Annotated in this window: 25 protein-coding genes; 15 read left to right on the top strand and 10 right to left on the bottom strand. The window is 54.4% G+C overall.

Annotated features, from left to right (window positions below; genetic code table 11):
- Positions 1–188: 188 nt before the first annotated feature.
- From AB4N85_RS16615 to AB4N85_RS16575, 9 genes are all read left to right on the top strand, one after another.
- A complete protein-coding gene (locus AB4N85_RS16615) occupies positions 189–698 on the top strand; it encodes a disulfide bond formation protein B (RefSeq protein WP_041479949.1) in 510 nt (169 codons plus the stop codon).
- Positions 699–1,525: 827 nt separating this feature from the next.
- Positions 1,526–2,467, top strand: coding sequence for a ubiquinol oxidase subunit II (gene cyoA, locus AB4N85_RS16610; RefSeq protein ID WP_024014231.1), 942 nt, complete (start codon positions 1,526–1,528; stop codon positions 2,465–2,467).
- Positions 2,468–2,470: 3 nt separating this feature from the next.
- A complete protein-coding gene (gene cyoB, locus AB4N85_RS16605; RefSeq protein ID WP_460065129.1) occupies positions 2,471–4,489 on the top strand; it encodes a cytochrome o ubiquinol oxidase subunit I in 2,019 nt (672 codons plus the stop codon).
- A 15-nt stretch (positions 4,490–4,504) separates the two neighbouring features.
- Positions 4,505–5,128: a cytochrome o ubiquinol oxidase subunit III gene (cyoC, locus tag AB4N85_RS16600; RefSeq protein WP_024014230.1), complete on the top strand. Its 624-nt coding sequence runs from the start codon at positions 4,505–4,507 to the stop codon at positions 5,126–5,128.
- The gene (gene cyoD / locus AB4N85_RS16595) at positions 5,128–5,463 is read left to right on the top strand and encodes a cytochrome o ubiquinol oxidase subunit IV (RefSeq protein ID WP_011335842.1); all 336 of its coding nucleotides are present in this window, start codon (positions 5,128–5,130) and stop codon (positions 5,461–5,463) included. The genes cyoC and cyoD overlap by 1 nt, the downstream gene beginning before the upstream one ends.
- 10 nt (positions 5,464–5,473) lie before the next feature.
- Positions 5,474–6,361, top strand: coding sequence for a heme o synthase (gene cyoE, locus AB4N85_RS16590; RefSeq protein WP_016773305.1), 888 nt, complete (start codon positions 5,474–5,476; stop codon positions 6,359–6,361).
- A 115-nt stretch (positions 6,362–6,476) separates the two neighbouring features.
- Positions 6,477–6,821 carry a toxin gene (locus AB4N85_RS16585; protein WP_252868262.1) on the top strand — a complete coding sequence of 115 codons (345 nt, stop codon included), beginning with the start codon at positions 6,477–6,479 and terminating at the stop codon, positions 6,819–6,821.
- Complete coding sequence (locus AB4N85_RS16580; protein WP_041479944.1) at positions 6,818–7,132, top strand: helix-turn-helix domain-containing protein; 315 nt, start codon at positions 6,818–6,820, stop codon at positions 7,130–7,132. Before AB4N85_RS16585 ends, AB4N85_RS16580 begins: the two co-directional genes overlap by 4 nt.
- Before the next feature lie 187 nt (positions 7,133–7,319).
- Positions 7,320–7,811: a RidA family protein gene (locus AB4N85_RS16575; RefSeq protein WP_016773306.1), complete on the top strand. Its 492-nt coding sequence runs from the start codon at positions 7,320–7,322 to the stop codon at positions 7,809–7,811.
- A 361-nt stretch (positions 7,812–8,172) separates the two neighbouring features.
- Here the strand turns inward: AB4N85_RS16575 and AB4N85_RS16570 are convergent, their stop codons facing one another.
- The 3 genes from AB4N85_RS16570 to AB4N85_RS16560 all read right to left on the bottom strand — a co-directional run bounded on the left by AB4N85_RS16570 (position 8,173) and on the right by AB4N85_RS16560 (position 10,371).
- Positions 8,173–8,874 carry a hypothetical protein gene (locus AB4N85_RS16570; protein ID WP_016773307.1) on the bottom strand — a complete coding sequence of 234 codons (702 nt, stop codon included), beginning with the start codon at positions 8,872–8,874 and terminating at the stop codon, positions 8,173–8,175.
- A gap of 133 nt (positions 8,875–9,007) precedes the next feature.
- Positions 9,008–9,412, bottom strand: a complete 405-nt coding sequence (locus AB4N85_RS16565; RefSeq protein WP_252868261.1) for a GNAT family N-acetyltransferase — start codon at positions 9,410–9,412, stop codon at positions 9,008–9,010.
- 38 nt (positions 9,413–9,450) lie between these two features.
- Positions 9,451–10,371 (bottom strand): LysR family transcriptional regulator, encoded by a 921-nt coding sequence (locus AB4N85_RS16560; RefSeq protein WP_252868260.1) that lies wholly within the window; start codon positions 10,369–10,371, stop codon positions 9,451–9,453.
- Positions 10,372–10,473: 102 nt separating this feature from the next.
- On the opposite strand from AB4N85_RS16560, the gene AB4N85_RS16555 reads away from it, so the two are divergent.
- Entirely contained in the window at positions 10,474–11,646 is a 1,173-nt protein-coding gene (locus AB4N85_RS16555; protein WP_252868259.1) for an aspartate aminotransferase family protein, read from the top strand.
- A 123-nt stretch (positions 11,647–11,769) separates the two neighbouring features.
- Here AB4N85_RS16555 and AB4N85_RS16550 read toward each other — a convergent pair whose 3' ends face one another.
- The 3 genes from AB4N85_RS16550 to AB4N85_RS16540 form a co-directional block, all read right to left on the bottom strand.
- Entirely contained in the window at positions 11,770–13,689 is a 1,920-nt protein-coding gene (locus tag AB4N85_RS16550) for an alkaline phosphatase D family protein (RefSeq protein ID WP_252868258.1), read from the bottom strand.
- 71 nt (positions 13,690–13,760) lie between these two features.
- Positions 13,761–14,495 (bottom strand): hypothetical protein, encoded by a 735-nt coding sequence (locus AB4N85_RS16545; RefSeq protein ID WP_252868257.1) that lies wholly within the window; start codon positions 14,493–14,495, stop codon positions 13,761–13,763.
- A gap of 100 nt (positions 14,496–14,595) precedes the next feature.
- Positions 14,596–14,961, bottom strand: coding sequence for a hypothetical protein (locus tag AB4N85_RS16540; protein WP_252868256.1), 366 nt, complete (start codon positions 14,959–14,961; stop codon positions 14,596–14,598).
- A 115-nt stretch (positions 14,962–15,076) separates the two neighbouring features.
- Between AB4N85_RS16540 and AB4N85_RS16535 the strand changes: the two genes are divergently transcribed.
- On the top strand, positions 15,077–15,826 hold the full coding sequence (locus AB4N85_RS16535) for a hypothetical protein (RefSeq protein WP_252868255.1): 750 nt from the start codon (positions 15,077–15,079) through the stop codon (positions 15,824–15,826).
- A gap of 35 nt (positions 15,827–15,861) precedes the next feature.
- Here the strand turns inward: AB4N85_RS16535 and AB4N85_RS16530 are convergent, their stop codons facing one another.
- Positions 15,862–16,191, bottom strand: a complete 330-nt coding sequence (locus AB4N85_RS16530) for a hypothetical protein (protein WP_150741862.1) — start codon at positions 16,189–16,191, stop codon at positions 15,862–15,864.
- Between the two features lie 221 nt (positions 16,192–16,412).
- Here AB4N85_RS16530 and AB4N85_RS16525 point away from each other — a divergent pair, with 221 nt between their 5' ends.
- Entirely contained in the window at positions 16,413–16,661 is a 249-nt protein-coding gene (locus tag AB4N85_RS16525) for a DUF6429 family protein (protein ID WP_252868254.1), read from the top strand.
- 231 nt (positions 16,662–16,892) lie between these two features.
- On the opposite strand, the gene AB4N85_RS16520 is transcribed toward AB4N85_RS16525, so the two are convergent.
- A complete protein-coding gene (locus tag AB4N85_RS16520; RefSeq protein ID WP_460065112.1) occupies positions 16,893–17,804 on the bottom strand; it encodes a hypothetical protein in 912 nt (303 codons plus the stop codon).
- Positions 17,805–18,807: 1,003 nt separating this feature from the next.
- Here AB4N85_RS16520 and AB4N85_RS16515 point away from each other — a divergent pair.
- Complete coding sequence (locus tag AB4N85_RS16515) at positions 18,808–19,446, top strand: hypothetical protein (RefSeq protein WP_460065110.1); 639 nt, start codon at positions 18,808–18,810, stop codon at positions 19,444–19,446.
- On the top strand, positions 19,443–21,320 hold the full coding sequence (locus AB4N85_RS16510; RefSeq protein ID WP_460065107.1) for a caspase family protein: 1,878 nt from the start codon (positions 19,443–19,445) through the stop codon (positions 21,318–21,320). Before AB4N85_RS16515 ends, AB4N85_RS16510 begins: the two co-directional genes overlap by 4 nt.
- Positions 21,321–21,345: 25 nt before the next feature.
- On the opposite strand, the gene AB4N85_RS16505 is transcribed toward AB4N85_RS16510, so the two are convergent.
- On the bottom strand, positions 21,346–21,873 hold the full coding sequence (locus tag AB4N85_RS16505) for a hypothetical protein (protein ID WP_460065105.1): 528 nt from the start codon (positions 21,871–21,873) through the stop codon (positions 21,346–21,348).
- 468 nt (positions 21,874–22,341) lie between these two features.
- Here AB4N85_RS16505 and AB4N85_RS16500 point away from each other — a divergent pair, with 468 nt between their 5' ends.
- Complete coding sequence (locus AB4N85_RS16500) at positions 22,342–22,938, top strand: hypothetical protein (RefSeq protein ID WP_460065102.1); 597 nt, start codon at positions 22,342–22,344, stop codon at positions 22,936–22,938.
- Positions 22,939–23,482: 544 nt separating this feature from the next.
- Here the strand turns inward: AB4N85_RS16500 and AB4N85_RS16495 are convergent.
- Positions 23,483–23,845, bottom strand: coding sequence for a histone-like nucleoid-structuring protein, MvaT/MvaU family (locus AB4N85_RS16495; protein WP_460065099.1), 363 nt, complete (start codon positions 23,843–23,845; stop codon positions 23,483–23,485).
- Positions 23,846–23,920 lie beyond the last annotated feature (75 nt).

Raw genomic sequence — 23,920 nt, 5'->3', positions numbered from 1 at the left:
CGCTCCCACAGGATTTGTGTCCGACGCAGATCCATTGTGGGAGCGAGCCTGCTCGCGAATCTTCTGCGCGCCGCAAAGCCATGTTGGTTAATCATTCCTTAACCGCTCTATCGTTTATTGCCCCGGTGTAGACTTGCGACAATTTCAGCCGCCGGCCGGCTGAACCATGGACTTACAAAGGAAAGGCAATGAGCGAGGAAACGATGCGGTTGGGGCGTGAGCGGCGCTATCTGGTGTTGCTGGGGATCATCTGCCTGGCGTTGATCGGCGGCGCACTTTACATGCAGGTCGTGCTCGGCGAAGCACCTTGCCCGCTGTGCATTCTGCAGCGCTATGCACTGTTGCTGATTGCAGTGTTCGCCTTCATCGGTGCGGGCATGCGTAGCCGTCGCAGCATCACCGTGTTCGAGACACTGGTAGTGATCTGTGCGATTGCCGGGGCCGGAGTGGCCGGGCATCACGTCTATACGCAGTTCTATCCGGCGGTGAGTTGTGGCGTCGATGTGCTGCAACCGATTGTCGATGATCTGCCGTTGGCGAAAATTTTCCCGCTGGGCTTCCAGGTCGACGGTTTCTGCTCGACGCCGTATCCGCCGATCCTCGGCCTGTCGCTGGCACAGTGGGCGCTGGTGGCGTTCGTGCTGGTGGTGATTCTGGTGCCGTTGCTGACCTCGCGTAATCGAAAAGCGCTGCGCTGAGTCAACTTCTCGGCAGAGCTGCCGATAAACAAAACGCCCCGATTTTCGCTGATGAAAATCGGGGCGTTTTGCATTTCAGAGCGTTTGTGAAAACACCGTGACGAACGGCAATGAAGCGTGCGGCAAATGTGCGACATGTTGTCACACAGGGGCTGTCGCAGGGGCTCGGGATGCGGCGGATTGGCCGCCTGTTACATAAAAACATTGGCCAGTTTTAATGTTTTCGGGCTTGAGCACGGACGTACCAGAGCAGGCAGTTTTAACAGGCGCCGGCAGATGGACGAAGCCCTTGGAACATCGGGCTTTGCGCCGCTCCAGCGTTTGTAGATCGGGTGCGGAGCTGTCTGATTTGAGGCGGTTACGCTGGCAGATTTTGCCGCTTTTATTGAGAAACGCTTTCGATAACTTGCGCAACTTTTGCAAAAATGGCGATGGATTGTTGCTCTGAGTGATAAAAATTATTTCGGGATAAGACATGGTGTATAGGGCGCTACCTATCTACAATCGCCCGCACTGAATTCCCGACGCTGTTCAGCCTTTATCAAGGAACTGATCAGGAGGTCGGGTGTCGAGCGAGCCGCGAGGCTTTCGAGACACCCTGGTGTCGGTGCCTTTCCAATTTTCCGCACCAAATGGAATTGGTCTGTAACAAGGCCTTTGACCACGAATTCGAATAAGAACTGAACGCTGTCCCAAGGTTTTGTCGAGCGTCAGACGCGCGACGGGCGGCCCTTATTCAATCCAAAGAAAATGCCAACCCTTGGCAGGGTGAAGTGTTGGCGATCAAAACCCAACTGCATTGCGCAAGCTGCTTTAGAGGTCGTGAGATGAGTAAAAACAGGTACCCCAGATTACTAGGCCTAGTGCCGCTGCTCGGCACGTTGTTGCTGGGAGGCTGCAACATGACCTTGCTCAATCCAACGGGCCAGGTCGGCCTGGAACAGCGCAACCTGATCATCACCGCCACGCTGCTGATGCTGTTGGTCGTCGTGCCGGTCATCGTCATGACCTTCCTATTTGCCTGGAAGTACCGCGCTTCGAACAAGAACGCCGTCTACACGCCGAAGTGGTCGCACTCGACCAAGATCGAAGTGGCCGTATGGACCATCCCGGTGCTGATCATCATCGCCCTGGGCTACATCACTTACATCTCGACTCACGAGCTGGACCCGTATCGTCCGATCGAGTCTGACGTCAAGCCGGTGACCATCGAAGTCGTCGCGCTGGACTGGAAGTGGCTGTTCATCTACCCGGAACAAGGCATTGCCACGGTCAACAAGATCGTGTTCCCGGCGCACACGCCAATCAACTTCAAGATCACCTCCGACGCCGTGATGAACTCGTTCTTCATCCCGGGCCTGGGCGGCCAGATCTACGCGATGGCGGGCATGCAGACCAAGCTGCACCTGATCGCTGACCGCAACGCTGAAATGGACGGTATCTCCGCCAACTACAGCGGTGCCGGTTTCACCGGTATGAAATTCAAGGCTATCTCCACCACTCAGGAAGATTTCGACGCCTGGGTAAGTGAAGTCAAGAAGTCGCCTAAACAGCTTGATCAGGCTGAATACGCGGCCCTGGCCAAACCGAGCCAGAACAACCCAGTCGAACTCTACTCGTCGGTCACGCCGAACCAGTTCCAGATCATCGTCGACAAGTACGAAGGTATGAAGCCGGGCAAGCCGCTGAAGCACGAGAAGAAAGAGAAAGAAGTGGCGGCCACGGATATTGACGCGGGTTCGCATTCAGCTGCCGGGGCAGAGGAGTAAACGATGTTTGGTAAATTAAGTTGGGAAGCAGTCCCATTCCACGAGCCGATCGTGATGGTGACCATCGCCATGATCGCCCTCGGTGGTCTGGCGCTGTTCGCTGCGATCACTTACTTCAAGAAGTGGACGTACCTGTGGACCGAGTGGCTGACTTCGGTCGACCACAAGAAAATCGGCGTGATGTACATCATCGTCGCCATGGTCATGCTGCTGCGCGGCTTTGCCGACGCGATCATGATGCGTACCCAGCTGGCCATGGCCACCGAGGGTTCGCCTGGCTACCTGCCACCTGAACACTATGACCAGATCTTCACCGCTCACGGTGTGATCATGATCATCTTCATGGCGATGCCATTCTTCACCGGCCTGATGAACCTTGCAGTGCCGCTGCAGATCGGCGCGCGTGACGTTGCGTTCCCGTTCCTGAACTCCCTGAGCTTCTGGCTGCTGGTGTCCGGCGTTGTGCTGATCAACCTGTCCTTGGGCGTCGGCGAGTTCGCCAAGACCGGTTGGGTTGCGTATCCGCCGCTGTCGGGTCTGCAATACAGTCCTGGCGTGGGTATGGATTACTACATCTGGGCGCTACAGCTATCCGGATTGGGTACGACGTTAACCGGGGTCAACTTCCTCGCGACCGTACTGAAAATGCGTACCCCTGGCATGAAACTGATGGACATGCCGATCTTCACCTGGACCTGCACCTGGGCAAACGTTCTGATCGTGGCTTCGTTCCCGATCCTGACCGCTACCCTGGCACTGCTGACCCTTGACCGTTACATGGATTTCCACATTTTCACCAATGAACTTGGTGGCAATCCAATGATGTACGTCAACCTGTTCTGGGCCTGGGGCCACCCTGAGGTTTACATCCTGATCCTGCCGGCATTCGGCATCTTCTCGGAAGTGATCTCGGCGTTCACCGGCAAGAAACTGTTCGGCCACCACTCGATGATCTACGCCTCGGGCGCGATCTCGGTACTGGGCTTCATGGTCTGGCTGCACCACTTCTTCACCATGGGTTCGGGTGCGAGCGTCAACGCCTTCTTCGGTCTGGCGACGATGCTGATTTCCATCCCGACGGGTGTGAAGCTGTTCAACTGGCTGTTCACCATCTACCAGGGCCGTCTGCGCTTCACCAGCCAGGTAATGTGGACACTGGGCTTCATGGTGACCTTCGCCATCGGCGGCATGACCGGCGTACTGCTGGCCATCCCGGGTGCTGACTTCGTGCTGCACAACAGCCTGTTCGTGATCGCGCACTTCCACAACGTGATCATCGGCGGTGCGGTATTCGGTTACATCGCTGGCTTCGCGTTCTACTTCCCGAAAGCGTTCGGCTTCAAGCTGCACGAAGGCTGGGGTAAAGCAGCGTTCTGGTTCTGGATCTCGGGCTTCTTCGTCGCGTTCATGCCGCTCTATGCACTGGGCTTCATGGGCATGACCCGTCGTCTGAACGCCACCACCAACCCTGAGTGGGTACCGTACCTGTACGTTGCCATGTTCGGTGCGGTGATGATTGCTGTGGGTATCGCCTGCCAACTGATCCAGCTGTACGTCAGTGTGCGCGACCGCAACAAGCCAGAGAACGTTTGCGATCACGGTGACCCGTGGAATGCACACACCCTGGAATGGTCGACCTCGTCGCCACCACCGTTCTACAACTTCGCTGTGCTGCCTAAGGCTGACTGCATCGACCCGTTCACCGAAGCCAAGGAAAACGGTACTGCGTACCAGCGTCCGGCCAAGTACGAGCCGATCCACATGCCGAACAACACCGCCACTGGCGTGGTGATGGGCGCGCTGTTGACCGTCTTCGGTTTCGCGATGATCTGGCACATCTGGTGGCTGGCGATCGCGAGCCTGGTGGGCACCGTCGTTTACTTCGTGATCCACGCTGCACGTGACGACCAGGGCTATATGGTTCCGGTTGAAACGATCGAGCGTATCGAAGCCGAGCAGCACAAGCGTCTGGTCGCGGCAGGGAAAATCCCGGCCAATGCCACCCGTGTTGAAACCTCGTAGGAACAGGCTTAAACCATGTCGAACTTAGTGACCAATGTTGGACACGCCCATGGTGACCATGGGCACGATGACCATCACCACGACTCGGGCGAGATGACCGTATACGGTTTCTGGCTCTACCTGATGACCGACTGCATTCTGTTTGCGTCGATCTTCGCGGTATACGCAGTACTGGTAAACAACGTTGCCGGTGGCCCGTCGGGCCACGAGATCTTCGAACTGCCTTACGTGCTGGGCGAAACCGCTCTGCTGTTGTTCAGTTCGATCACCTACGGCTTCGCCATGCTGGCGTTGTACAAGGGCAAGAAGCAGGCGGTCCTGGGCTGGTTGTTCATGACCTTCCTGCTCGGCGCGGGCTTCATCGCCATGGAGATCAACGAGTTCCACCTGCTGATCTCCGAGGGCTTCGGTCCTAGCCGTTCGGGCTTCCTGTCGGCGTTCTTCACCCTGGTCGGTACCCACGGTCTGCACGTTTCGGCCGGTCTGATCTGGATGGGCATCATGATGTATCAGGTCAACAAGCATGGCCTGACGTCGACCAACAAGACCCGTCTAAGCTGCCTGAGCCTGTTCTGGCACTTCCTGGACGTGGTCTGGATCTGCGTCTTCACCGTTGTTTACCTGATGGGGACTCTGTAATGGCTAATGCACACTCCCATGACAGCCACGATGCTGGCCACGGCAGCGTCAAGTCGTACGCCATCGGCTTCATCCTGTCGGTAATCCTGACCGTCATTCCGTTCGGTCTGGTGATGTACCCGACCCTGCCGAAGTCGACGACGCTGGCAATCGTTCTGCTGTTCGCAGTGATCCAGGTAATCGTTCACCTGTATTACTTCCTGCACCTGGACCGTTCCATTGCACAGCGTAACAACGTGATCGCGTTCGTCTTCACGGCGATTGTGATCGTGCTGCTGGTTGGCCTGTCGCTGTGGATCATGTTCAGCATCCACACGTACATGATGGCGAAGTGAGGTAGACCCGATGTCGCTCAAGCACTTTATCCAAATCACCAAACCGGGGATCATTTTCGGTAACGTGCTTTCTGTGGCAGGCGGGTTCTTCCTGGCCTCGAAAGGGCATGTCGATCTGGCGGTGTTTCTGGCCGCCATGATCGGTACTTCCCTGGTCGTGGCCTCCGGTTGCGTGTTCAACAACTGCATCGACCGCGACATCGACCTGAAGATGGAACGCACCAAGAACCGTGTACTGGTCCAGGGCCTCATCTCCCTGAAACTGGCCCTGGTTTACGCGACCATTCTGGGTGTTCTCGGCGTTGCCTTGTTGTACAAGGTAGCCAACCCGTTGGCTGCCTTGTTCGCAGTAATCGGCTTCATCATCTACGTTGGCTTCTACAGCCTGTACCTCAAGCGCAAGTCGGTTCACGGCACGCTGGTGGGCAGTCTGTCGGGCGCCATGCCGCCAGTGATCGGTTACGTTGCCGTGACCAACAGCTTCGACATGGCCGCACTGACCCTGCTGGTGATGTTCAGCCTGTGGCAGATGCCGCATTCCTACGCCATCGCGATTTTCCGTTTCAATGATTACCTGGCCGCATCGATTCCGGTGCTGCCAGTGAAACGCGGCATTCAAGTGGCGAAGAAGCACATCCTGCTCTACATCCTGGCGTTCCTCGTGGCGACCTTGATGCTGACCTTCAGCGGCTACGCCGGCATGAGCTACCTCGCCGTCGCCGCCGCCATGGGCATGTACTGGCTGTACATGGCCTGGACCGGCTACAAGGCAGTTGATGACACCGTCTGGGCACGCAAGCTGTTCGTGTTCTCGATCTTCACCATCACTGCGTTGAGCGTCATGATGTCCCTGGACTTCAAGGTGCCGACAGAGCTGTTGCTGACGTACGCGCCGTAAGGTTTGCAAGCTTCAGGAAAAACCCCGCACGTTGAGAGATGTGCGGGGTTTTTTGTTTATTCGAGCAGCGATTTGTTGATAGGCTGTCTATAGTCAAGCTGCTTATAGTTTGGCTATGCGAACAATCTTTTTTGAAACAACGATATTTACCAAAAGCGTTGACCGCTATCTGACGGACGACGAATATCGAACATTGCAGAACTACCTTCAGAGCAATCCGCTTGCGGGCGATGTAATGCCTCGAACGGGTGGCTTCCGTAAGCTGCGCTGGGCTGATTCTCGCCGTAGCAAGGGAAGACGGGGCGGCTTGCGGGTTCTCTACTATTGGCTTATGAATGATGGTCAGTTCTGGATGTTCGCCATTTACGACAAAGATGAGCTTGAGAAGCTGACTGCCGAGCAAGAGAGGGCACTCAGGACAGCCATTGATAAAGAGTTGAAAAAACGAGGTACCCCATGAAAAAACGCGACCTGTTTGCAGAGTTAATGCAGGGCGTTGATGAGATGGCGGCTCAACGCGAGGGCAAGATCACACTGCGCAATACAGTGCTTGAGGACAAGCCTGTACCTGAAGTGGGCGCACAGGAAATTGTTGCTCTTCGAGAAAAACTGCATATGTCTCAAGCTGTTTTTGCCAGTCGAATCAGGACAAGTCCAAACACCCTTCGAAATTGGGAGCAGGAAAAGTCGAAGCCCAATGCTCAAGCAGCCTTATTGATACGACTGGTTGAAAAATTTCCAGATATGGTTGAGCGCTTGAACACTGTTTGAGCGCCGCTGAAGACCAGCTTGTGGTCCGGGGCATCCGAAAGGTTTAGGGCCTTTTGTTCCATCTACGCTGGTTGCACAACTTAGGCAAACGCCATAGATTTGGATCCAACCTCGACAGTAGTAGCTCCAAGCCATCCTTCGGTGCTCGACTGTCCTAACCCGTGCATTGATCAAAAGGCTGGGCGCAATGACCGAACGGATGACCTGCGATGAGCGTTTTATCGCCCTGGCCGAAGAACTCAACTACGACATCTATGGCGAGAACACCGCCGGTGGCAATTACGCGCCGCTGATCCGTCATCACGACGAGCTCTACATCAGCGGCATGGTGCCGCGGGTCAATGGCAAGATCCTCTATCCCGGTCGCGTGGGGCTGGAATTGAACCTCAAGGATGCGCAAGCCGCCGCAAGCATCAGCGCGATGCGTTGCCTGGCGCTGATCGTCGATGCGGTGGGTTCACTGGACAAGATTCGTGCGTTGTTGCGGGTCACGGTGTATGTGAAATCGACCGCCGACTTCGTCGACCTGAGCGAAGTGGCCAACGGCGCTTCGGATGTGTTCAGCCATGTGCTGGGCGATGCCGGGCGGCATACGCGCACGACCATCGGCGTGTATCAGTTGCCGAAGAATGCGGCGATTGAAGTGGACATGATTGCGGCGTTGCATCCTTCGGCTTGAGGGGGGGGGTAGCGGTTTGCCCTCACCCTAACCCTCTCCCGGAGGGAGAGGGGACTGACTGAGGGGCTTTCAAGATATACGCCGACCTGAAATACCGAGCCGAACTCAGGTTTGAAAATCACACAAGTCGGCTCCCTCTCCCTCGGGAGAGGGGACTGACTGAGGGGCTTTCAAGATATACGCCGACCTGAAATACCGAGCCGAACTCAGGTTTGAAAATTACACAAGTCGGCTCCCTCTCCCTCGGGAGAGGGCTGGGGTGAGGGGCGACGATTTTCGCCTCCTCACGAATCACAAGCCGGACAACAAAAAGCCCCGCCTGAATCTCAGTGCGGGGCTTTTTCGTACAGCGGCTGCGCTATTACTGCGCCGCGATACTGTAACCATCAAACGCGGTCTGCTGCTGCAGGGCGGTGATGATGTTCTTGCGGTTCACCGCCTGTTCGGTACCGGCGTTATCGACGAAGGTTTCGCTTTCCAGCTCGGCTTCATCGCCTTCACCCACGAAAGTGAAACCGAGGAATTCCAGTGCCTCACGATCTACGTTCAGACGCGAACGCGGGGTGCGCATTGGCAGGGTCACGCTGGCGCCGTCCTTGCTGATGGTGAAGATTTCCACTTCTTTTTTCTTCGCAGCTTTGCTCTTGCCGCCGCTCGGGTTGCTGATCGCCTGATGGGTCTGATTCAGCACCTTCAGCGCCAGGCCATAGACGATTTCCTGGAATGCCGGATCGTCCTTGAAGCTGGACAGAATGCGTCCGATCGAGAACTTGCTGCTCAGGTCTTCCAGCGCGGCGATGTCGGCTGCCTCGGCGTCTTTCAGGCGCTTGAGTTCGCCCATCAGCTCGTACGCCTTGTCGTCATCAAAACTGTCATGCGCCTGACGGATCGCCGCACGCAATTCACGGATCTGGTCGCTCTCGCGGGTCGACTGGAACGCGTCGAGGACCATCTCGCTGATGATTTTGGCTTGAGGCAGGTGTTGTGAAAGATTGATGGAGTTTTCGTATTCCGCTTTGGACGACTGGGTGACTACGGATTCAGCGGTGTTGAAATCGGACATTGAAATTTCACTACTTTTTAACTTGAGTTGAGGCGAGAAAGCACGAGGTCTTTTTCAGGCCGACTAATTTAGGGGAGCGGGGCGGCGTTGTCACGGAGCAACGGTCTGGTGGTCGGGATTTTTCTAAAGCGCGCTATTTGCGGCGCGGACGTTCCATGGCAATCGCGGACGTCTCGAAGCCCACGCTGGCAAAGAAAGCTTCAGCGCCCTCGCGTCCAGCGCGTAGCACCCAAGTAATATCGGGGTTATCGCCCATGACATGCTCCACCAGTGCGCGGCCGATTCCCATGCGCCGATGCTGGTCATCGACCACCACCATCGACAGATAGCCATTAGAAACCTCATCAGTGATCGCTCGAGCGAAACCGACGATTTGCTCGCCTAAGAGCGCAACAGCTGCACGCTGCGAATTGTGAATCAAGCGAGCAAAAGATTCGGCATCGCCAATGCGATGGCCCCAGCCATGCTGGCTGAGAAACAGCCTTGCTGATTCTGTTTCGCTGGGATGCAATTCACGCACGGTAAGGCTGTCGTTCATGGGATGTTCAAGTCCTTATCAATTTCCATCGTGAATGATTACGGCCTGCCGACGTCAGGTTTCCCCCACGTACGCATCGCAAACTCGACAAACCGTCTCAGCTTCGGCAGTCGATAGCGATCCTGCGCATACAGCAGATGCATCGGCCTGCTCGGCGGTTGGTAGTCCGTCATTACCCTGACCAGTTTGCCGTCGCGCAGATCCTGCTCCACCAGCGCGTCGGGCAGCATCATGATGCCCATGCCATTACGCGCCGCCTGATGCAAACCGGCGGAGCTGTTGATCAGCATCGGCCCGCTGACGTCGACTAGGACTTCACCTTCCGGGCCACTGAGACGCCAGCGTTTTTCCACCGATTGCCAGTCATCCCCAGCCGGGTAGGCGAAGGACAGGCAATCGTGTTGCTGCAAATCCTGTGGCGTATGCGGCATGCCGCGCCGCGCGATGTATTGCGGGGAGGCGCAGACGGTCAGGGTGTAGTCGATCAAGGGCCGGGCGATCAGGTTGGACTGGTCGAAATTGCCTAAACGGAAGGCAACATCGAGGCCGTTTTCCAGCAGATCCGGACGGCTGTTGGTCAGCACCACGTCGAGCTTCACTTGCGGATAGAGCAAGGAATATTCGCTCAGGGCCGGGGTCAGTCGTTCAACGCCGAAGGTCAGCGGCGCGGTGATACGCAGCAAGCCGCGCGGCTCGTCCGACGCTTGTTCGGCAAGGCGTTCAGAGTCGGCAACCAAGCCAAGCACTTCCAGGCAGCGCTGATAATAGACGCTGCCGAACTCGGTCAGGCGCTGGCGGCGCGTAGTGCGTTGCAGCAGTTGCACGCCGAGCCGTTGCTCCAGCGCGCGCAGATGATTGCCCACCATCGTCGTCGACATTTCGCACTTCGCAGCGGCGGCCGTCATGCTCCCGGTTTCGACCACTTTGACGTACACGCCCATCGACTGAAACAAATCCATTATCAAGCTCGGCTTTTAAATGATTGAAGTTTTTCCGGGTTTATCCAGCTCAGGTGGCTAACCATACTGCAAATACACCGACCTGCAATGGAGTTTCACGTCATGACCGCCGCCCTGATGAACACCTACCAACCACTGGCCCTGAGTTTCACCAAGGGCCTGGGCACGCGCCTGTGGGATCAGGCGGGGCGCGAATATCTGGACGCTGTTGCCGGTGTGGCAGTGACCAACGTCGGCCACTCGCATCCGCGCATCGTCGCGGCGATCAGCGAGCAAGCGGGGCTGCTGCTGCACACCTCAAACCTGTACAGCATCGACTGGCAGCAACAACTGGCCAAACGGCTGACGGTGTTGTCGGGCATGCAGCGCGCGTTCTTCAACAACTCCGGCGCCGAAGCGAACGAAACGGCGCTGAAACTGGCGCGTCTGTACGGCTGGCGTAAAGGCATCGAAGAGCCGCTGGTGGTGGTCATGGCCAACGCGTTTCATGGCCGCACCCTCGGCACGCTGTCCGCCAGCGATGGCCCGGCGGTGCGGCTTGGCTTCAACGAACTGCCGGGGGACTTCGTCAAAGTGCCGTTCGGCGATCTCGCCGCGCTGGAGCAAATACAGCGCAAACACGGCGCGCGCATCGTGGCGATTCTGGTCGAGCCGATTCAGGGCGAAAGCGGCGTACAAGTCGCACCGCCGGGTTATCTCAAGGCCCTGCGCGACCTGTGCAATCGCCACGCGTGGCTGCTGATGCTCGATGAAATCCAGACCGGCATCGGCCGCACCGGGCAGTGGTTCGCCTTTCAGCACGAAGGCATCGTGCCCGATGTCATGACCCTGGCCAAAGGCTTGGGCAATGGCGTGCCGATCGGCGCCTGCCTGGCCCGTGGCCGCGCGGCCGACCTGTTCACCCCGGGCAGCCATGGCAGCACTTTCGGCGGCAATCCACTGGCCTGCCGGGTCGGCTGCACGGTGCTGGACATCATCGAAGAACAAGGCCTGCTGGCGAATGCGCGGGTGCAGGGCGCACGGCTGCTGGAACGCTTGCGCGCCGAATTGGCAGACAACCCGAACGTGCTGGCAATCCGGGGGCAGGGCCTCATGATCGGTATCGAACTGAAACAACCGGTGCGCGACCTGACGCTGATCGCTGCGCGGGATCACGGCTTGTTGATCAACGTGACTCGTGGCAAGACCATCAGGTTGCTCCCGCCGCTGACGATTGATGAGCGCGAGGTGGGGATGATTGTCAGAGGGGTTGGGCGGGCTCTGGCCGCACATTGATTGGTCTGCGCAAAACCCTGTGGGAGCGAGCCTGCTCGCGAAAGCGGTCGACTATTCACAGTAGATGTCGACTGAAATTGCGCCTTCGCGAGCAGGCTCGCTCCCACAGATCAGCGCATGGCTTTAGTCCGGCACATCTTTAAACTCCGGCGCCAGCATCCTCGTCTTCTCCGCCCCATTCGAGTTGTGCTGAACAATCTCGCTCGGCTGCCCCTGTTCATTGAAAAACACCTGTCCGATCCCCGCCGAATTCCACAACCGTTCCCCGGCCTCGGCATGTTCCGGCGTATACGGGACGATGCGCATCAGGCGGCGTTTGGTGAACCAGTTCAATGGCGAGCGCGGTGAGTAGAGCCAGCGGTTGAGGCGGTCGAACCATTCCAGCAGCGTTGGTGGGAATTCGTTCTTGATGCCGCTGCTGGTGATCTGCCAGATCCGTGGGCCGGCCTTGCGGTGGCGGATCAGGACTTCGTAGACGAAGGAATAATGCACATCGCCGGACAGCACCACGTAGTTCCCCGGTGTGCGCGAGTGTCGGAAAATGTTCAGGATCACCTGCGCTGCGCCGCGATGGGCCATCCAGTTTTCCGCGTCGACCAGCAGCGGATAACCGCACCAGCTGAACACTTTCTGCACGGTTTCAATCAGCTTGACGCCAAAGATCGGCGCCGGCGACACGATGATTGCCGAAGGGTGATCGAGCAGTTCCTGTTGCAGTTCGCTCAAGGCTTCCCAGTCGAGCAGGCCCGACGGTTGCTTGAGGGCCATCTCGCTGCGCCAGCGCCGGGTGCGCGTATCTATCACCACCAGTGCCGGACTGCTCGGCAACACAAAATGCCACTGCTGAAAACGCAGCAACTGATCAATCAGATCGTCCTGCACCGGCATGTCCAGATAGCCGTCGTCACCGCTGGCGCTCAGTTGCGCGGTCTGCTCCAGCACGTCCTTGAAGGCATCAGGATTGTTGCCCCAGCCCTGACACAACAGATAAGCAATCAGCGCGTTGCCGATGATGCGTTTGGAGAACGGATGGCCGTAGGCGGTTTCCTCCCACTGCGCAGAAAGATTCCAGTCATCGGTGATGTCGTGATCATCGAAAATCATCAGGCTCGGCAGATGCGCCAGTGCCCGCGCGACATTGCCCAGGCCCGCCTTGAAGGCATCGATGCGCGTCTGCTCGAGGTTGTAGCGCTTGCGGCGTTCCGGCGTCAGCGTCGGCGCGCTCGGATTGATCAGCGACCACGGCGTCGGCGACCACACCAGCATGTACATGGCCATGACTTCGGCGAACGTCACGAGGTGATTGTCGGCACTGCTGCTGGTGAAAATCGGCTTACGCGCGCCACCGAAAAATCGCTCGCGCAAGGTCTCGTTGCTCTCTAGCGCCGGTAACAAATCCGCACGGTGGTAGTAGCTGGCCGGGTGTTGGTAGAGCTTGGCGCTGTCGCTGACCACGGCACCCTCAAGGTGCTCATCGAACAGACCCAGACGCTCGATCAGGGCATGAATCGCCCGTAGCATCGGCCCGGCGACGTCGTCGGCATAAACCTGATCACCGCTCATCATCAGCAGCGCCGGACGGAGTTGCGCTTCGGCTTCGTCGGCCAGCAATTGATCGACGCAGAGCAAACCGTCGGTTGCCGGATGATGCGGCTTGCGGCAGGAGCCGTGGAGCAATTGGTCGATCCGCGAACGCACTACGAGGTTCGCGCAGCTGGCACCAGGGTAAAGCAGATGAGGCGCCCACTCAGCCATACCAATGGCGTCATCGATCAGCAGGTCGTAAGCGATAAACGTGTCGCAGGGCAGGGCGCTTTCAAGCTGAACGTCTATCAGATGCACGAACGCATGACGGCCTACGGCAATGACCGTGCATTTCTCCGAGTCGAGCGGAATATCTCCTACACCTTGCAGGTGCAAGGTCAGCGACAGTTCACGCGAGCCCACCAGCCACAGCACCACGCGCGTCGGCTCCAGCCGCCGCAGCAGCGGGCCGGCTAGTACAGGAGGCAGCGAGGTGAGGTCATCAGGTGTTGAAAACATCGAGGGCAAGGTTCAAGGCGCACAGGCCGGCGATGATAACGCAGCCGGCGCCCTGATCCCTTAAATCAGCCTTAAGAGTCGGCTTTTTGCAGTTTCAGCGCCAGCAAACGCCATTCCCCAGCCGTCGCATCAACCCGTGGCAATTCCTGCACGGAGCAATCGAAACGGTAGGTGATATCGTCGCCATTCATGTTGCGCGCAGTGACGCTGTTGCTGAAGCTGTAGACCTGATCCTTGTAGCGATGACTGACCAGCGCTTTGCTGTCAGCAAAACGCGCCGAAGCGGGATAACGCAGGGTGCTGGTGACAAACGGGCTGCACATGACATACGCGATCATCGACTTGTCGGCCTGTGCGTCGCCGCGCAACTTCTTGTTCAGCGCGGCCAGGGCCATGCGACCCTCGTAGTCGCTCTGATTCAGCACCGTTTGTACCGCCATTGATTTCGGCGCTCGGCTGACGTTATTCGGCAGCAGTGCGGAGTCCGGGGGGGAAGGCTTGTCGTCCGCCTCGATGGCAGCAAACACCGGCGCATCTTTCAGCTCGGTGACGGGCGTGACTGCCTCGGCTTCAGGCAACACAGAGGTCGACTCGACGACTGGCGTGTTTTGCACCTGCGCCTCGTGATCGAACGACGAAGGAAACAGCGAAAAGGTGATCGACAACATCACCAGCCCGACAATGAACCCACCCGCCGCGCCAACGATGTTGCCGTAGAAAATATTCCAGCTGCCGCGGTTCTTCACCACCCAGCGCCACATGAAACCCCAGACAGCGACGAACGCCAGAAAACGCAGAAACTCCATTTGATCCTTTCCTTACCTTTCAACAATCCAAGCGCGACGCGAGACGATCAGCAAGCCCCGACGATGCGCGGCAAGATAGCAAAATAGACGCGCCGTCCGGCTACGGTTGCGGAAAATAATTCGCCGCCAGAAAAATCAACGTGACCATGCCGGCGGCAACGCCACAGGCGCCCGCGAGCAGTTGACGTGCAACCGGATGCGCCGGCTGTCGACGCTTGGCGATCCACAGCCACACACCCGCCAGAACGCCCGCGCTGGTCATGAACACCACCAGGCTGTTGTGCAGTCCCGGCGCTGCCATGGTGGTGCCGAACAGCCCGTCATAAAGCAGTGTGAAGACAATGCCCGCCACCACAGCGCTGCCCGCTCCGGCGAGGTTTGCCAACAACAGATTCCAGCGCCCACGCTGTCGCACCACCCAGAACCACATTGCCGCCATGACCACTAAACACAACACAGCATCCATCGGATTTCTTTCCTTGCCACGAGACAGAGGCGACAACTTGGTCGCCTGTTGAGAGTGGACGGCACGATAGCAAAATAGTAGCGTCGCGCCATGCCTTCTCTGTAATGGACTACCCATGTTTTCCACAACCCGTTTGCTGCAACTGCTCGGCGCTCTCACCCTTGCCGTCTCCGTTACCCCAGCCTTCTGCTTCGCGAAAGAACACCCGCAAGCCAGCTGGGATTACTACCTCGCCAATTGCCAGCGCATGCAGGAGACAATCGCCGACGTCCAGAGCGGTCGCGTCTCCGCTGCCTATGCACTAACGTCCGGCCTGCAAGACAGCCTCGCCTCCATGAACGAGCGCCGCCTGAACCTGCTCCCGCAACACCTCGACTCCAGCGAGTACGCCCACTGCGAAAACGTCGCCGCCCACGCCGAGGCAACCCTGGCCCAAGGCAAAGCCGAGTTCGCCGCGCAAATGCAAAGGGGTGTGGAGGAGGGCCGTATTGCGCACCAGAATTCCCCCGCCTACCAACGCGCCCGTTCCCTCGGCTACAGCGACGTCGGCGATATCTCCTTCCTGAAACTGCACGAAGACACCGAAGGCGAAGCCCGCCTGAAAACCATGCTGATTACCGTCGACGAAATCTGCGGCCAATACTTCCGCGCCACGCAATACGTGAAGCCCTATGTGATCTACACGGTGCGACCGTCGGATGGCGGCTGTGGCGAAGTGAAGCGTGTTGCGATAGTTGGCGGAGGGCAACCAGAGAAGGGCGACTACATTGATCCCAACGGCGAATTTCAGTACATGGGCTGGAAAAAGCTGGTGGGCGCTGACGGCTTCCCAACAGATATTCGGGTGCTTAAAGCACGTCGCTGATCAGGAGAGATACCGGCATGGCTGTAGCGCGGCACTCAAAGAATGTCGCGCAGATACCCCTTCAGTGCGAGCAGCGGCTGCCCCAGCTGCTCCACCGACCGCGCCTGAGCCAACTCCGCCGACAACTTGCGCAACTCCCGCCCCAACGGCTTCTCGACCCCGCCCAAAGCATCCAGCGCCAGGTTCAGGCATGCGTTCATCTTGAACTGAATGGTCTCGACATCGCCGCGTTTCACCAGTAACTCGAAAACGTCTTTCTGATAATCGCCCATGACCATGTCATCGCGCAGGATCGGGCTCAGGCCTTCTTCTTCGTAGGCAAGTTTGAGGGAGAAGAGGGCGACGGTTTCCAGTGAGGTTTCCATGGGGATGTCTGTCAGTGAAGTGGAAGGCTTGAAACCAATGCGCAAAACGCCAGAGGAGGTTTGCCGTGCGGGCGTGATTATACGGGCGGGGATCGCAGTCGAGGCAACCAGCAATCGGACATCTGAAACCTACAAGCTCGCGCAGCATTGACATCCACTTTGATACGACGCTTTGATTACAAACACTGAACATCAGCGGAGTGACCATCATGGAATACGACATGAAACTGATCGACGACGCCGTCCTTGCTCTCCTGGCTGCCTATAGCTCCGACGACGGCAATGCGTGGAAGGGCTATGACTTCGAAATCATGAACCGCTTGCACGAACAGGGTTTGATCAGTAATCCGGTGAACCGGAACAAGTCGATATGGTTGACGAAGGAAGGGATGGAGCGGGGGCGGGAGATTGCTGGGCGGATGTTTGGAGTGAAGAAGTCGGGTGGGCAGACATCCGGTTCCGAGACCTGATTTGATCTTGGACTGGAAGGCCCGCGAGGCACCAATCACTTTCCTCCAGACGAAAAAAAAGGCCCTGCTTTCGCAAGACCTTTTTCTCTGTGTTGGTGCCCGAGGGAGACTCGCGCAACCTATATAATCCGTGGCTTGCAGGGAGATTTATCCGTCAGGGATACAAGTAGGGATACACGCTGCTTCCTACTGGCTTCCCTTGGGAGTCATCAAGCTACGGTAAGTCTACTACTAGCGCTTGGGATAAGTAATTGTCCCGAGTAGGCCACAGACCAACCGGTGATCGTTCACGTTGAAGATTGCTGGGTCTTTCTCGTCCTGCTCGCCCATGAAGAAAACCCATGGCCGATCTTTGCTATTTTTCTTTTTCGCCTCAATACCCTCTTCACGTAGCACGTCGATTTCATTACGCACAACTGTGCGTTTTGCCTTCGACCAACCTTCTCGGCAGACGCGAATCCTGTAAGGCCGGACTAGTTTGGGAGGATCTTTGACCCACTCACCTGCAGACAGGTTGATGTAAAGGAAGTCTCCCTCTTCTTCAGGTTTGCTCCAGTGAAGCTCTGCATAAAAAATCTTTGCTCGAGCAAAGGTTTCAATCCCCTCCCCACGTAGCTTTTTGAACGCGTATTGGTACGTTGTATCGTCAATACCTGGCACTTCAAGCGACAAATCCCGATCATAGGGAAAGTCGATAAACGCTCTGCAGATCGGGCGGATGCTGTTGGCTGAGCGTCGTCCTTTCGGCCTTTCTTCACCTACTTCTCCTGAGCGGCTTTTGCTGACGCTGGTCGTTTGGGCAGCAGAGGGAGGGAGGTCGATGTCGACTACGGTCCTTTCGTTTCGAAGTTTTAACCGTGCAGGAGATAATGCCGCACTTGTCTCTAACTCCTTGCGGACGCTGCCTGTCCTCCCTTTGGATACGGTTTTCTTTTCTCCCTCGATATCACACCCTTCAAAATGGTCCTTTCCGCGTGCACTTCGAAAATGAGGCCGCTGCAGATTAGTTTTTTGATAGGAGGCGGGGAATACATCGAGTTTGCAACCTCTACAGATGTAGCCGTAGGTGTCTACCTCCGGCAGAAGCCAGAGGTCCTCAGCTTCAACAATTTCCATGGTTTTTCTATCGCGCGCCGATTCCATAGCCACTCCTTAAGTTGAGCTTTAGCGTACCACCGTGGTGAGCGAGCAGAAAATGCCGGGGGCCCCTACGGAAAATCGATAGGTACGGGGTCGGAAACCCGCGGGCCTTCGTTAGTGGAAGGTTTTCAAAGTTACTGAAATCTCAGTCATTGAAATCGAAAGAATTCTGCTGAAAAGAGGCCATCGTTACCGCATTGGTAACGATGGCCTTTTGTGTTGATGATTATGGACGCCTTGGGCCGTCAACCGAGTCAACCTGTCAACCAATGTAGAAAAATCAGCCACCACCAAGATCGCGCGGGTTTTGTGCCCCGTGTCATTCAGAAATGCCCAGGGTCCCCGGCGACCTCCAAACCTCTTATGCAAATGCACTGGTGAACTGAGTGTTCACCCGGTTCACCTGTTCACTAAGCTGGGCATCTGTCCGCTAACAAAGTCCGGCGGGTTTCAGACCCCGTGTCTAAAAAAATCCTCAGGGTCCCCGACACAGGTTGGCCCACGCTCATGGCATTCGCTGGTGGTGTTAGGGTTTTGGGGACGCGGGGGATTAGACTCTCTATCAAAAAGCGGTGTTACGCATGTTACTGGTGTAACAATGGTGCCTAAGTCTTTGTATTTATTGGCGATTATTAAAGTAACACGCCCTTCGTGCGCTATATTCAAAGAGTCTTACTAGACCAACTTGGTGTAACGCTACGGGGTATGAGGCTGGGCGAGAGGGATACATGCCAGTGAGGAGGGGGGTAACTCCTGGTTGTGCGCCCCAATGAACACTGATCATCGGATTTCGACGATGTTCCTGTACATCTTCAGAAATTCACAAGCGAATTTGGTAGCCTTAAATTCTGGACCATTTATTGCTGCAGCGACCCTAATCTTTCATTCGTATTTATCTTGGCACCAGATAACACGAGTCGTCTAAGACCAAATGGTCATGTCACACTGTGGACGAAAAAGCTTTTCCTATCTATTGTAAACCTATTGAATCGAATGGTGATGGATGATGGAACGTCACGAGTTGCTTGTAGACTATTTTGTGGATTCTGAGTTTGTAGATAAATTCAATGAATCTCTCCGGAGTTTTTTGTATGTTTTGCAACAGAGTGCAATGAAAAAATATGTCAATCCTGAAAGCGCTCAACGATTGAAGCATGGTGCGTCATTCACCAATCCAGCTGCTCCCCAAGTTTATAACGGTGGGATAGAAACCCACTCTACATTATTCAATATTTCCCTTGATAGTATAATTGCGCACGATGTTTCAATTTTGGGTGAAAGTTTTAATAGTTTTCAAGAGGATATGGGCGCACAGTTTGCTCGCATGATTTACGCGTCGGTATCGAAAGTATGTGATCAAACTGGCAACGTGGTGGATGCCAAAAAAACTGGCTCAATCCAGTTGGCATTTCTGGAAATGCTTGAAAAAATTGAATTCATTGCCGACAGAAATGGCGAGGTTAAACTTCCTGAAATTCACATGGGGACCGATGCGCTTAAAGCTTTCGAAAAGTCAATGAAAGAAAGTACTCCTGAGTATGTTGCATTAGTTGAAGATGTGAAAGCAAGAAAGACTGCCGAAGCTTTAAATAAAGAGGTCGAGCGCAAAGCCAAATTCGTGCGCTATGGAGGAGGTGCCCCGTGAGAATACTCTTGGCAATAGGTTGTAACCAGTATGAGCATTTGAATTCTCTTGAATCTGCAGAGGATGATGCTAAGAGAATTTTTAATGCTCTAGTGAAGCCGGAGATTGGTCAGTTCGATATAGATAACTCCATTCTCCTTTGTTCTCCCTCGATTGAAGAGGTGAGAGCAGCAATTAAGAGAACGTTGTTCGATATCGCTCAAATAGAAAACTTTACTTTTTTCTTTGCCGGCCATGGGGGTGTAAGCTCTGGAAGCTTCCATATGTGGCTTCGCGACACAGATCCGAAAGTGCAGTCCATGACAGCTCTGTCATTGAGCGAGTTGTTCAGGTTCCTTAATGAAACGTCGCCAAAGCAAAGCAATATTATTATAGATGCTTGCCAAAGTGGGGGGTTGATATCGGATCTTGGAGTACTTTTGAAGCCTCAGCTCATTGGAGATGCTGGAACGCCTGCTTTGACGCTAGTCGCCACTTCCGCACAAAATCAAAATTCAGGCGAGACGAACGCCGGCGGGATTGGAACTAACGCGATACTCGACTGTATTGAGGGAAGGGACTTTGTTCAAGATAGCTCCGGTGTTTTGGACTTGGTGGAAATAGGGAGGTGTATATCAAAGAAACTAGATGAATATGGCCAGAACGCGGTCGTCTGGGGGCTCAATCTCTATGGCCCTCCAAGCTTTTGCCGTAATCCAAAATTTGAAGCCGATCCAAATACTTCTTTACGCAGCCTAATACATCAGTGGCCTTCAAATCTCGATCAGGTTATAAGAGATAATTACAATAGTATTTGGGACGTGTACGGCACATTGGATAGACAATGGGATGCACGTGAATTTATGGGTTTAATAAGTTCAGTATTAGGGCCGTGCCGCGAAAACGATTCATTATTGATAGGTTGTGCTGAGCGGTTAGCGATGACTTTTTCAACTAAGGCTATACTTGCGAAAGATGTATATCGATCGCCGATGGTCAACGCGTCCGTGTTGGCTTGCCTACTTCCGAGCTTAGGCAATCCATTAGTGGACGCAGGGACAGCATCGCTTATTTTTAAACTTGTGGATGAACTGCTATTAGTCAACGAATCACTAATCAAATCACTTAAAGAAAATAAATACTGCCTGCTGCCTAGTGACGGCGGTGGCTTTGCCGAACTTTACCAATTACCTCTTCGCGTCTCAAAGGTTTTGAGTTGGGCTGGAGCTGCATATCTTTGTGCACCTGATAATTGTCAAGAAAAGGCGGCGCAACAATTTTCTGAAATCTTTGATCTTGTGCTAGATATTTATTCAGGCTCTTTAATTGCATTGAGTGATGCCCAGGCACCTCACTGGGAGGTAATTCTTACAGTGGCAAAGGCACTTGCTCTTAATGAGCAAGCCGAGCAGTTGATCGGACTGTTGTTTGTTTCGATAATTGATTGCGAAGGCAAGATTGCTAGGTATGATATCGCGCCTGAAAAGGCGCTGAGTTATTTGCTTTCGCGGCAGTGTGGTGTCTATGACGACAGTTACAATCTAGTAGAGCGACCTATAGAGACTTTGTCCGTACTATTTCGTGCATCTAAGATTTTTGATCTTAGTGAAGTTCTGGATGAGGATTTGTGGCAAATCGATGGACTAAATTTTTCCTGTTATCGTCCAGCTTCTTATGCCAATTATTCATTAATGGCGATGGAGGGTGGTACAAATGAAGGGTGGCAAATAGGTTTCGATGTTTTCCGTGTTGATGATTTCATAAAGTCATGGACGGTATCCCATCAAGGCAATCAGCGCAATATTTATGCGCTTTCGATTATTGGATCATTGTTGCTTGAGGATAGGGTGCCTTGGCATTGCCTTGACTCATTTTTAATCGCGGATGCGGCATAATTCTGATCTGTCGGTTAGGGGGCAATCAATGGATTTTGTTGCCCCGGTAATCGAAAAAGTGAGCTAATAAACGTTGCGCAAGTCCGATTTTTGTCAATTCTTCTTTTGGATATCCCATTGAACGCATTAATTCGTTATGGCAAATACTATTGAGTACGTGTAAGACGGGCGGTTCACCTGCCTCAATGCTGAGACGATCTGCCATTATCTCTAATAGAGAGTCCTCAGTGCAGGGCATTAACATTCGCTTCTCTAATTCAACATACTGACGTACAAAGTCTGAGTGAGCCCTGGCCCGTTGAGCGCTGCCAACTACTAGATTAATAGAGGCCAGTACAGTTACAGCCGCAGAAGATGCCAATGCAAGCACCTTTGCATTAGCATCCAGTATTCCGTAAATTGCAGTTGACCCGAATATCACTGAAAACATGTTAGACAATTGGTCAAGGCGCTCAAAAAAAGCTCTACGTCGAAGGTGATAGCGAATAGATCGACGAATGCCGAACAGCTGGTTGTGCCACCTTAGTGAAAGATCTTCAGCTGCTTGGGTCATTATCTGTTACCCCCTGCCCGGGCGCGGCTTTGGCGGTTCGAGAGTATCAAAAACGGCGGTTCGATCACGTTTCTCGAACGACTCGTTACTATCCCTATAGACCTTCCCTGGCCCTGGGCGTGGGTCTCTATTACTGCTTTCACTCTTTTCTCGCCCTTTATCCTTCGGTTTGTCTGCCATAGCTCCTCCTTTTCAGAGCTTTTTTGTATCTATAGGATGCGAAAAATATCGCCCGTTTCTACTCCGATCATGAACTATCTTTTTGGTGGACTACAACCAAATTTTCGAGACACTGACCCAAGCTCGCGGTAGCCTGCATCATTTGCGCGCAAAGTTATGAGTATCCCGCGGTCGAAAAGCACTCAATCCCGGCAATTTTGATCGTAGATGAGGGCTAAAAAATCGCATCTCGTACTATCCTACCGGCTATCCTGCAGCTGCGACCAACACCCGCCCAGGATGGATACCATGCGCGACCTTCGATTCAGCCGTACTTTTACGCTGCTACAACAAGAGGGGCATTTAGCCAGAGCATCTCTACTGTCGGGAATTGATTTGCTTTTAAAAGCAAATCTTGATGATAGGAACATAGGAGATTTTTATTCCGCGTTCTTTCAACTCACAATTGGGATCGAGCGAACATTAAAGTTAGTGGTGATTGCCAATCATATGCTCGAAAGCAATTACAAGCTCCCAACTGATGATGAGCTTAGAAAGAAATATGGGCATAATATAAAAACAACATATCTGCACGCACTTTCTGTTAGAAACAAATGGGGACACGAAAAGGCGATGCCTCCAGTCCCCGGTAGTCATGATGACATGATTCTCGACTTCCTTGAGAAATTTGCTAACAAGGCGCGCTATTACAATCTGCGTGAACTCAACAACACTACAGCTGACCCCGGTCCGCTGGGTGAATGGTACTTCGTCTGCAAAAAAGTCGCTGACAGTGAAATAGGGCTGAAGAAGCTCAATCGAGACTCCGAACGAGTCATGCTCCATATGGATCAAATAGGGATGGTCGGCTATTCTGCTAGGTTCGATTCGACGGACATCCAATGACTCTATTCGACGAATACTGGAGGATGCACTTAATTCAGAAGGTCGCCCCACATCTAGTGTGGAAGATCGTGCAGTTCATAAATCCGCTCTATGACGCTCTAAGATATATTACTTTTGAAGCCATGGAGTATGAGGAAGGGAATAAACTTAAACTTCCTGTAATTCCTCACTTGTATGAGTTTTTTGTTTTCGCTTTAGCAACCAAGCCTGACTCCTTGCGTAGAAAATCATGGGTGCGAGCCTTCCTTGATTAACTGCGCCAAAAAGCGGAAATCCTATTGCTGCTGAAGGGGTAAATGTTCCCAATCATGATTGTCGCTGATGGGGGCTATCACTTCGACAGGCAAGCTACGGTCGGCGTTAAGCGAGCAGGTGATGGTGCTTGGGGGGAGGCACAGAGAAAACAGGCTGCCTGTTCCTTCTGCTCATCGTATCCACAAGGTTGGGTCCTTCTGCTGATGGTAGTGATTCTAGGATGAGGTCGCAGGTGCGAAGAGCATGATCAATAAAAAAGGCCTCTGAGAGGCCTTTTGTTCGAGCTACGTTACTTGTTCAGCCAGCTTTCAACTTCGTCGGCACCGTGCTTGGTTTTCCACTCCTTCAGCGTCTTATGATTACCGCCCTTGGTTTCAACCACTTCGCCGGTGTGCGGGTTCTTGTACACCTTCAGCTCACGAGGCTTGCGCTTGCCAGTTGCCGCCGGCGTTGGAGCATGCTTCCTGCTCTGTGGATCCAGCAGGTTAATGATGTGCTTGAGGCTGAAGCCATAATGGTCGAGCAATTCGCGCAGCTTGGTCTCGAACTCTATCTCTTTTTTCAGCGCGTCGTCGCTTTTCAGCGCTTCCAGCGCCTGAAGCTGCTCGGCCAAATGTTTTTCCAATTGACGGTATTCGGCAAGTTTGGACATGCTTATTTCCTGACCTTTTTGTTGATAATCGTTTGAATGTTCGGGTGACGTATAAGTTCAGAGCTATTCAGACAA

The organism is Pseudomonas sp. H1_G08 (assembly GCF_054681355.1).
This window is presented reverse-complemented; position numbering and strand designations above follow the sequence as displayed.

What these genes read in the sequence shown, in the direction of transcription:
- cyoC (WP_024014230.1), top strand. Translation starts at nt 4,505, where the DNA reads ATGTCGAACTTAGTGACCAATGTTGGACACGCCCATGGTGACCATGGG.
- AB4N85_RS16615 (WP_041479949.1), top strand. Translation starts at nt 189, where the DNA reads ATGAGCGAGGAAACGATGCGGTTGGGGCGTGAGCGGCGCTATCTGGTG.
- AB4N85_RS16585 (WP_252868262.1), top strand. Translation starts at nt 6,477, where the DNA reads ATGCGAACAATCTTTTTTGAAACAACGATATTTACCAAAAGCGTTGAC.
- AB4N85_RS16535 (WP_252868255.1), top strand. Translation starts at nt 15,077, where the DNA reads ATGTTTTCCACAACCCGTTTGCTGCAACTGCTCGGCGCTCTCACCCTT.
- AB4N85_RS16545 (WP_252868257.1), bottom strand. Translation starts at nt 14,495, where the DNA reads ATGGAGTTTCTGCGTTTTCTGGCGTTCGTCGCTGTCTGGGGTTTCATG.
- AB4N85_RS16555 (WP_252868259.1), top strand. Translation starts at nt 10,474, where the DNA reads ATGACCGCCGCCCTGATGAACACCTACCAACCACTGGCCCTGAGTTTC.
- AB4N85_RS16500 (WP_460065102.1), top strand. Translation starts at nt 22,342, where the DNA reads ATGCGCGACCTTCGATTCAGCCGTACTTTTACGCTGCTACAACAAGAG.
- AB4N85_RS16530 (WP_150741862.1), bottom strand. Translation starts at nt 16,191, where the DNA reads ATGGAAACCTCACTGGAAACCGTCGCCCTCTTCTCCCTCAAACTTGCC.
- AB4N85_RS16520 (WP_460065112.1), bottom strand. Translation starts at nt 17,804, where the DNA reads ATGGAATCGGCGCGCGATAGAAAAACCATGGAAATTGTTGAAGCTGAG.
- AB4N85_RS16515 (WP_460065110.1), top strand. Translation starts at nt 18,808, where the DNA reads ATGGAACGTCACGAGTTGCTTGTAGACTATTTTGTGGATTCTGAGTTT.
- AB4N85_RS16525 (WP_252868254.1), top strand. Translation starts at nt 16,413, where the DNA reads ATGAAACTGATCGACGACGCCGTCCTTGCTCTCCTGGCTGCCTATAGC.
- cyoE (WP_016773305.1), top strand. Translation starts at nt 5,474, where the DNA reads ATGTCGCTCAAGCACTTTATCCAAATCACCAAACCGGGGATCATTTTC.
- AB4N85_RS16570 (WP_016773307.1), bottom strand. Translation starts at nt 8,874, where the DNA reads ATGTCCGATTTCAACACCGCTGAATCCGTAGTCACCCAGTCGTCCAAA.
- cyoA (WP_024014231.1), top strand. Translation starts at nt 1,526, where the DNA reads ATGAGTAAAAACAGGTACCCCAGATTACTAGGCCTAGTGCCGCTGCTC.
- AB4N85_RS16560 (WP_252868260.1), bottom strand. Translation starts at nt 10,371, where the DNA reads ATGGATTTGTTTCAGTCGATGGGCGTGTACGTCAAAGTGGTCGAAACC.
- AB4N85_RS16495 (WP_460065099.1), bottom strand. Translation starts at nt 23,845, where the DNA reads ATGTCCAAACTTGCCGAATACCGTCAATTGGAAAAACATTTGGCCGAG.
- cyoB (WP_460065129.1), top strand. Translation starts at nt 2,471, where the DNA reads ATGTTTGGTAAATTAAGTTGGGAAGCAGTCCCATTCCACGAGCCGATC.
- AB4N85_RS16580 (WP_041479944.1), top strand. Translation starts at nt 6,818, where the DNA reads ATGAAAAAACGCGACCTGTTTGCAGAGTTAATGCAGGGCGTTGATGAG.
- cyoD (WP_011335842.1), top strand. Translation starts at nt 5,128, where the DNA reads ATGGCTAATGCACACTCCCATGACAGCCACGATGCTGGCCACGGCAGC.
- AB4N85_RS16540 (WP_252868256.1), bottom strand. Translation starts at nt 14,961, where the DNA reads ATGGATGCTGTGTTGTGTTTAGTGGTCATGGCGGCAATGTGGTTCTGG.
- AB4N85_RS16565 (WP_252868261.1), bottom strand. Translation starts at nt 9,412, where the DNA reads ATGAACGACAGCCTTACCGTGCGTGAATTGCATCCCAGCGAAACAGAA.
- AB4N85_RS16575 (WP_016773306.1), top strand. Translation starts at nt 7,320, where the DNA reads ATGACCGAACGGATGACCTGCGATGAGCGTTTTATCGCCCTGGCCGAA.
- AB4N85_RS16550 (WP_252868258.1), bottom strand. Translation starts at nt 13,689, where the DNA reads ATGTTTTCAACACCTGATGACCTCACCTCGCTGCCTCCTGTACTAGCC.
- AB4N85_RS16505 (WP_460065105.1), bottom strand. Translation starts at nt 21,873, where the DNA reads ATGACCCAAGCAGCTGAAGATCTTTCACTAAGGTGGCACAACCAGCTG.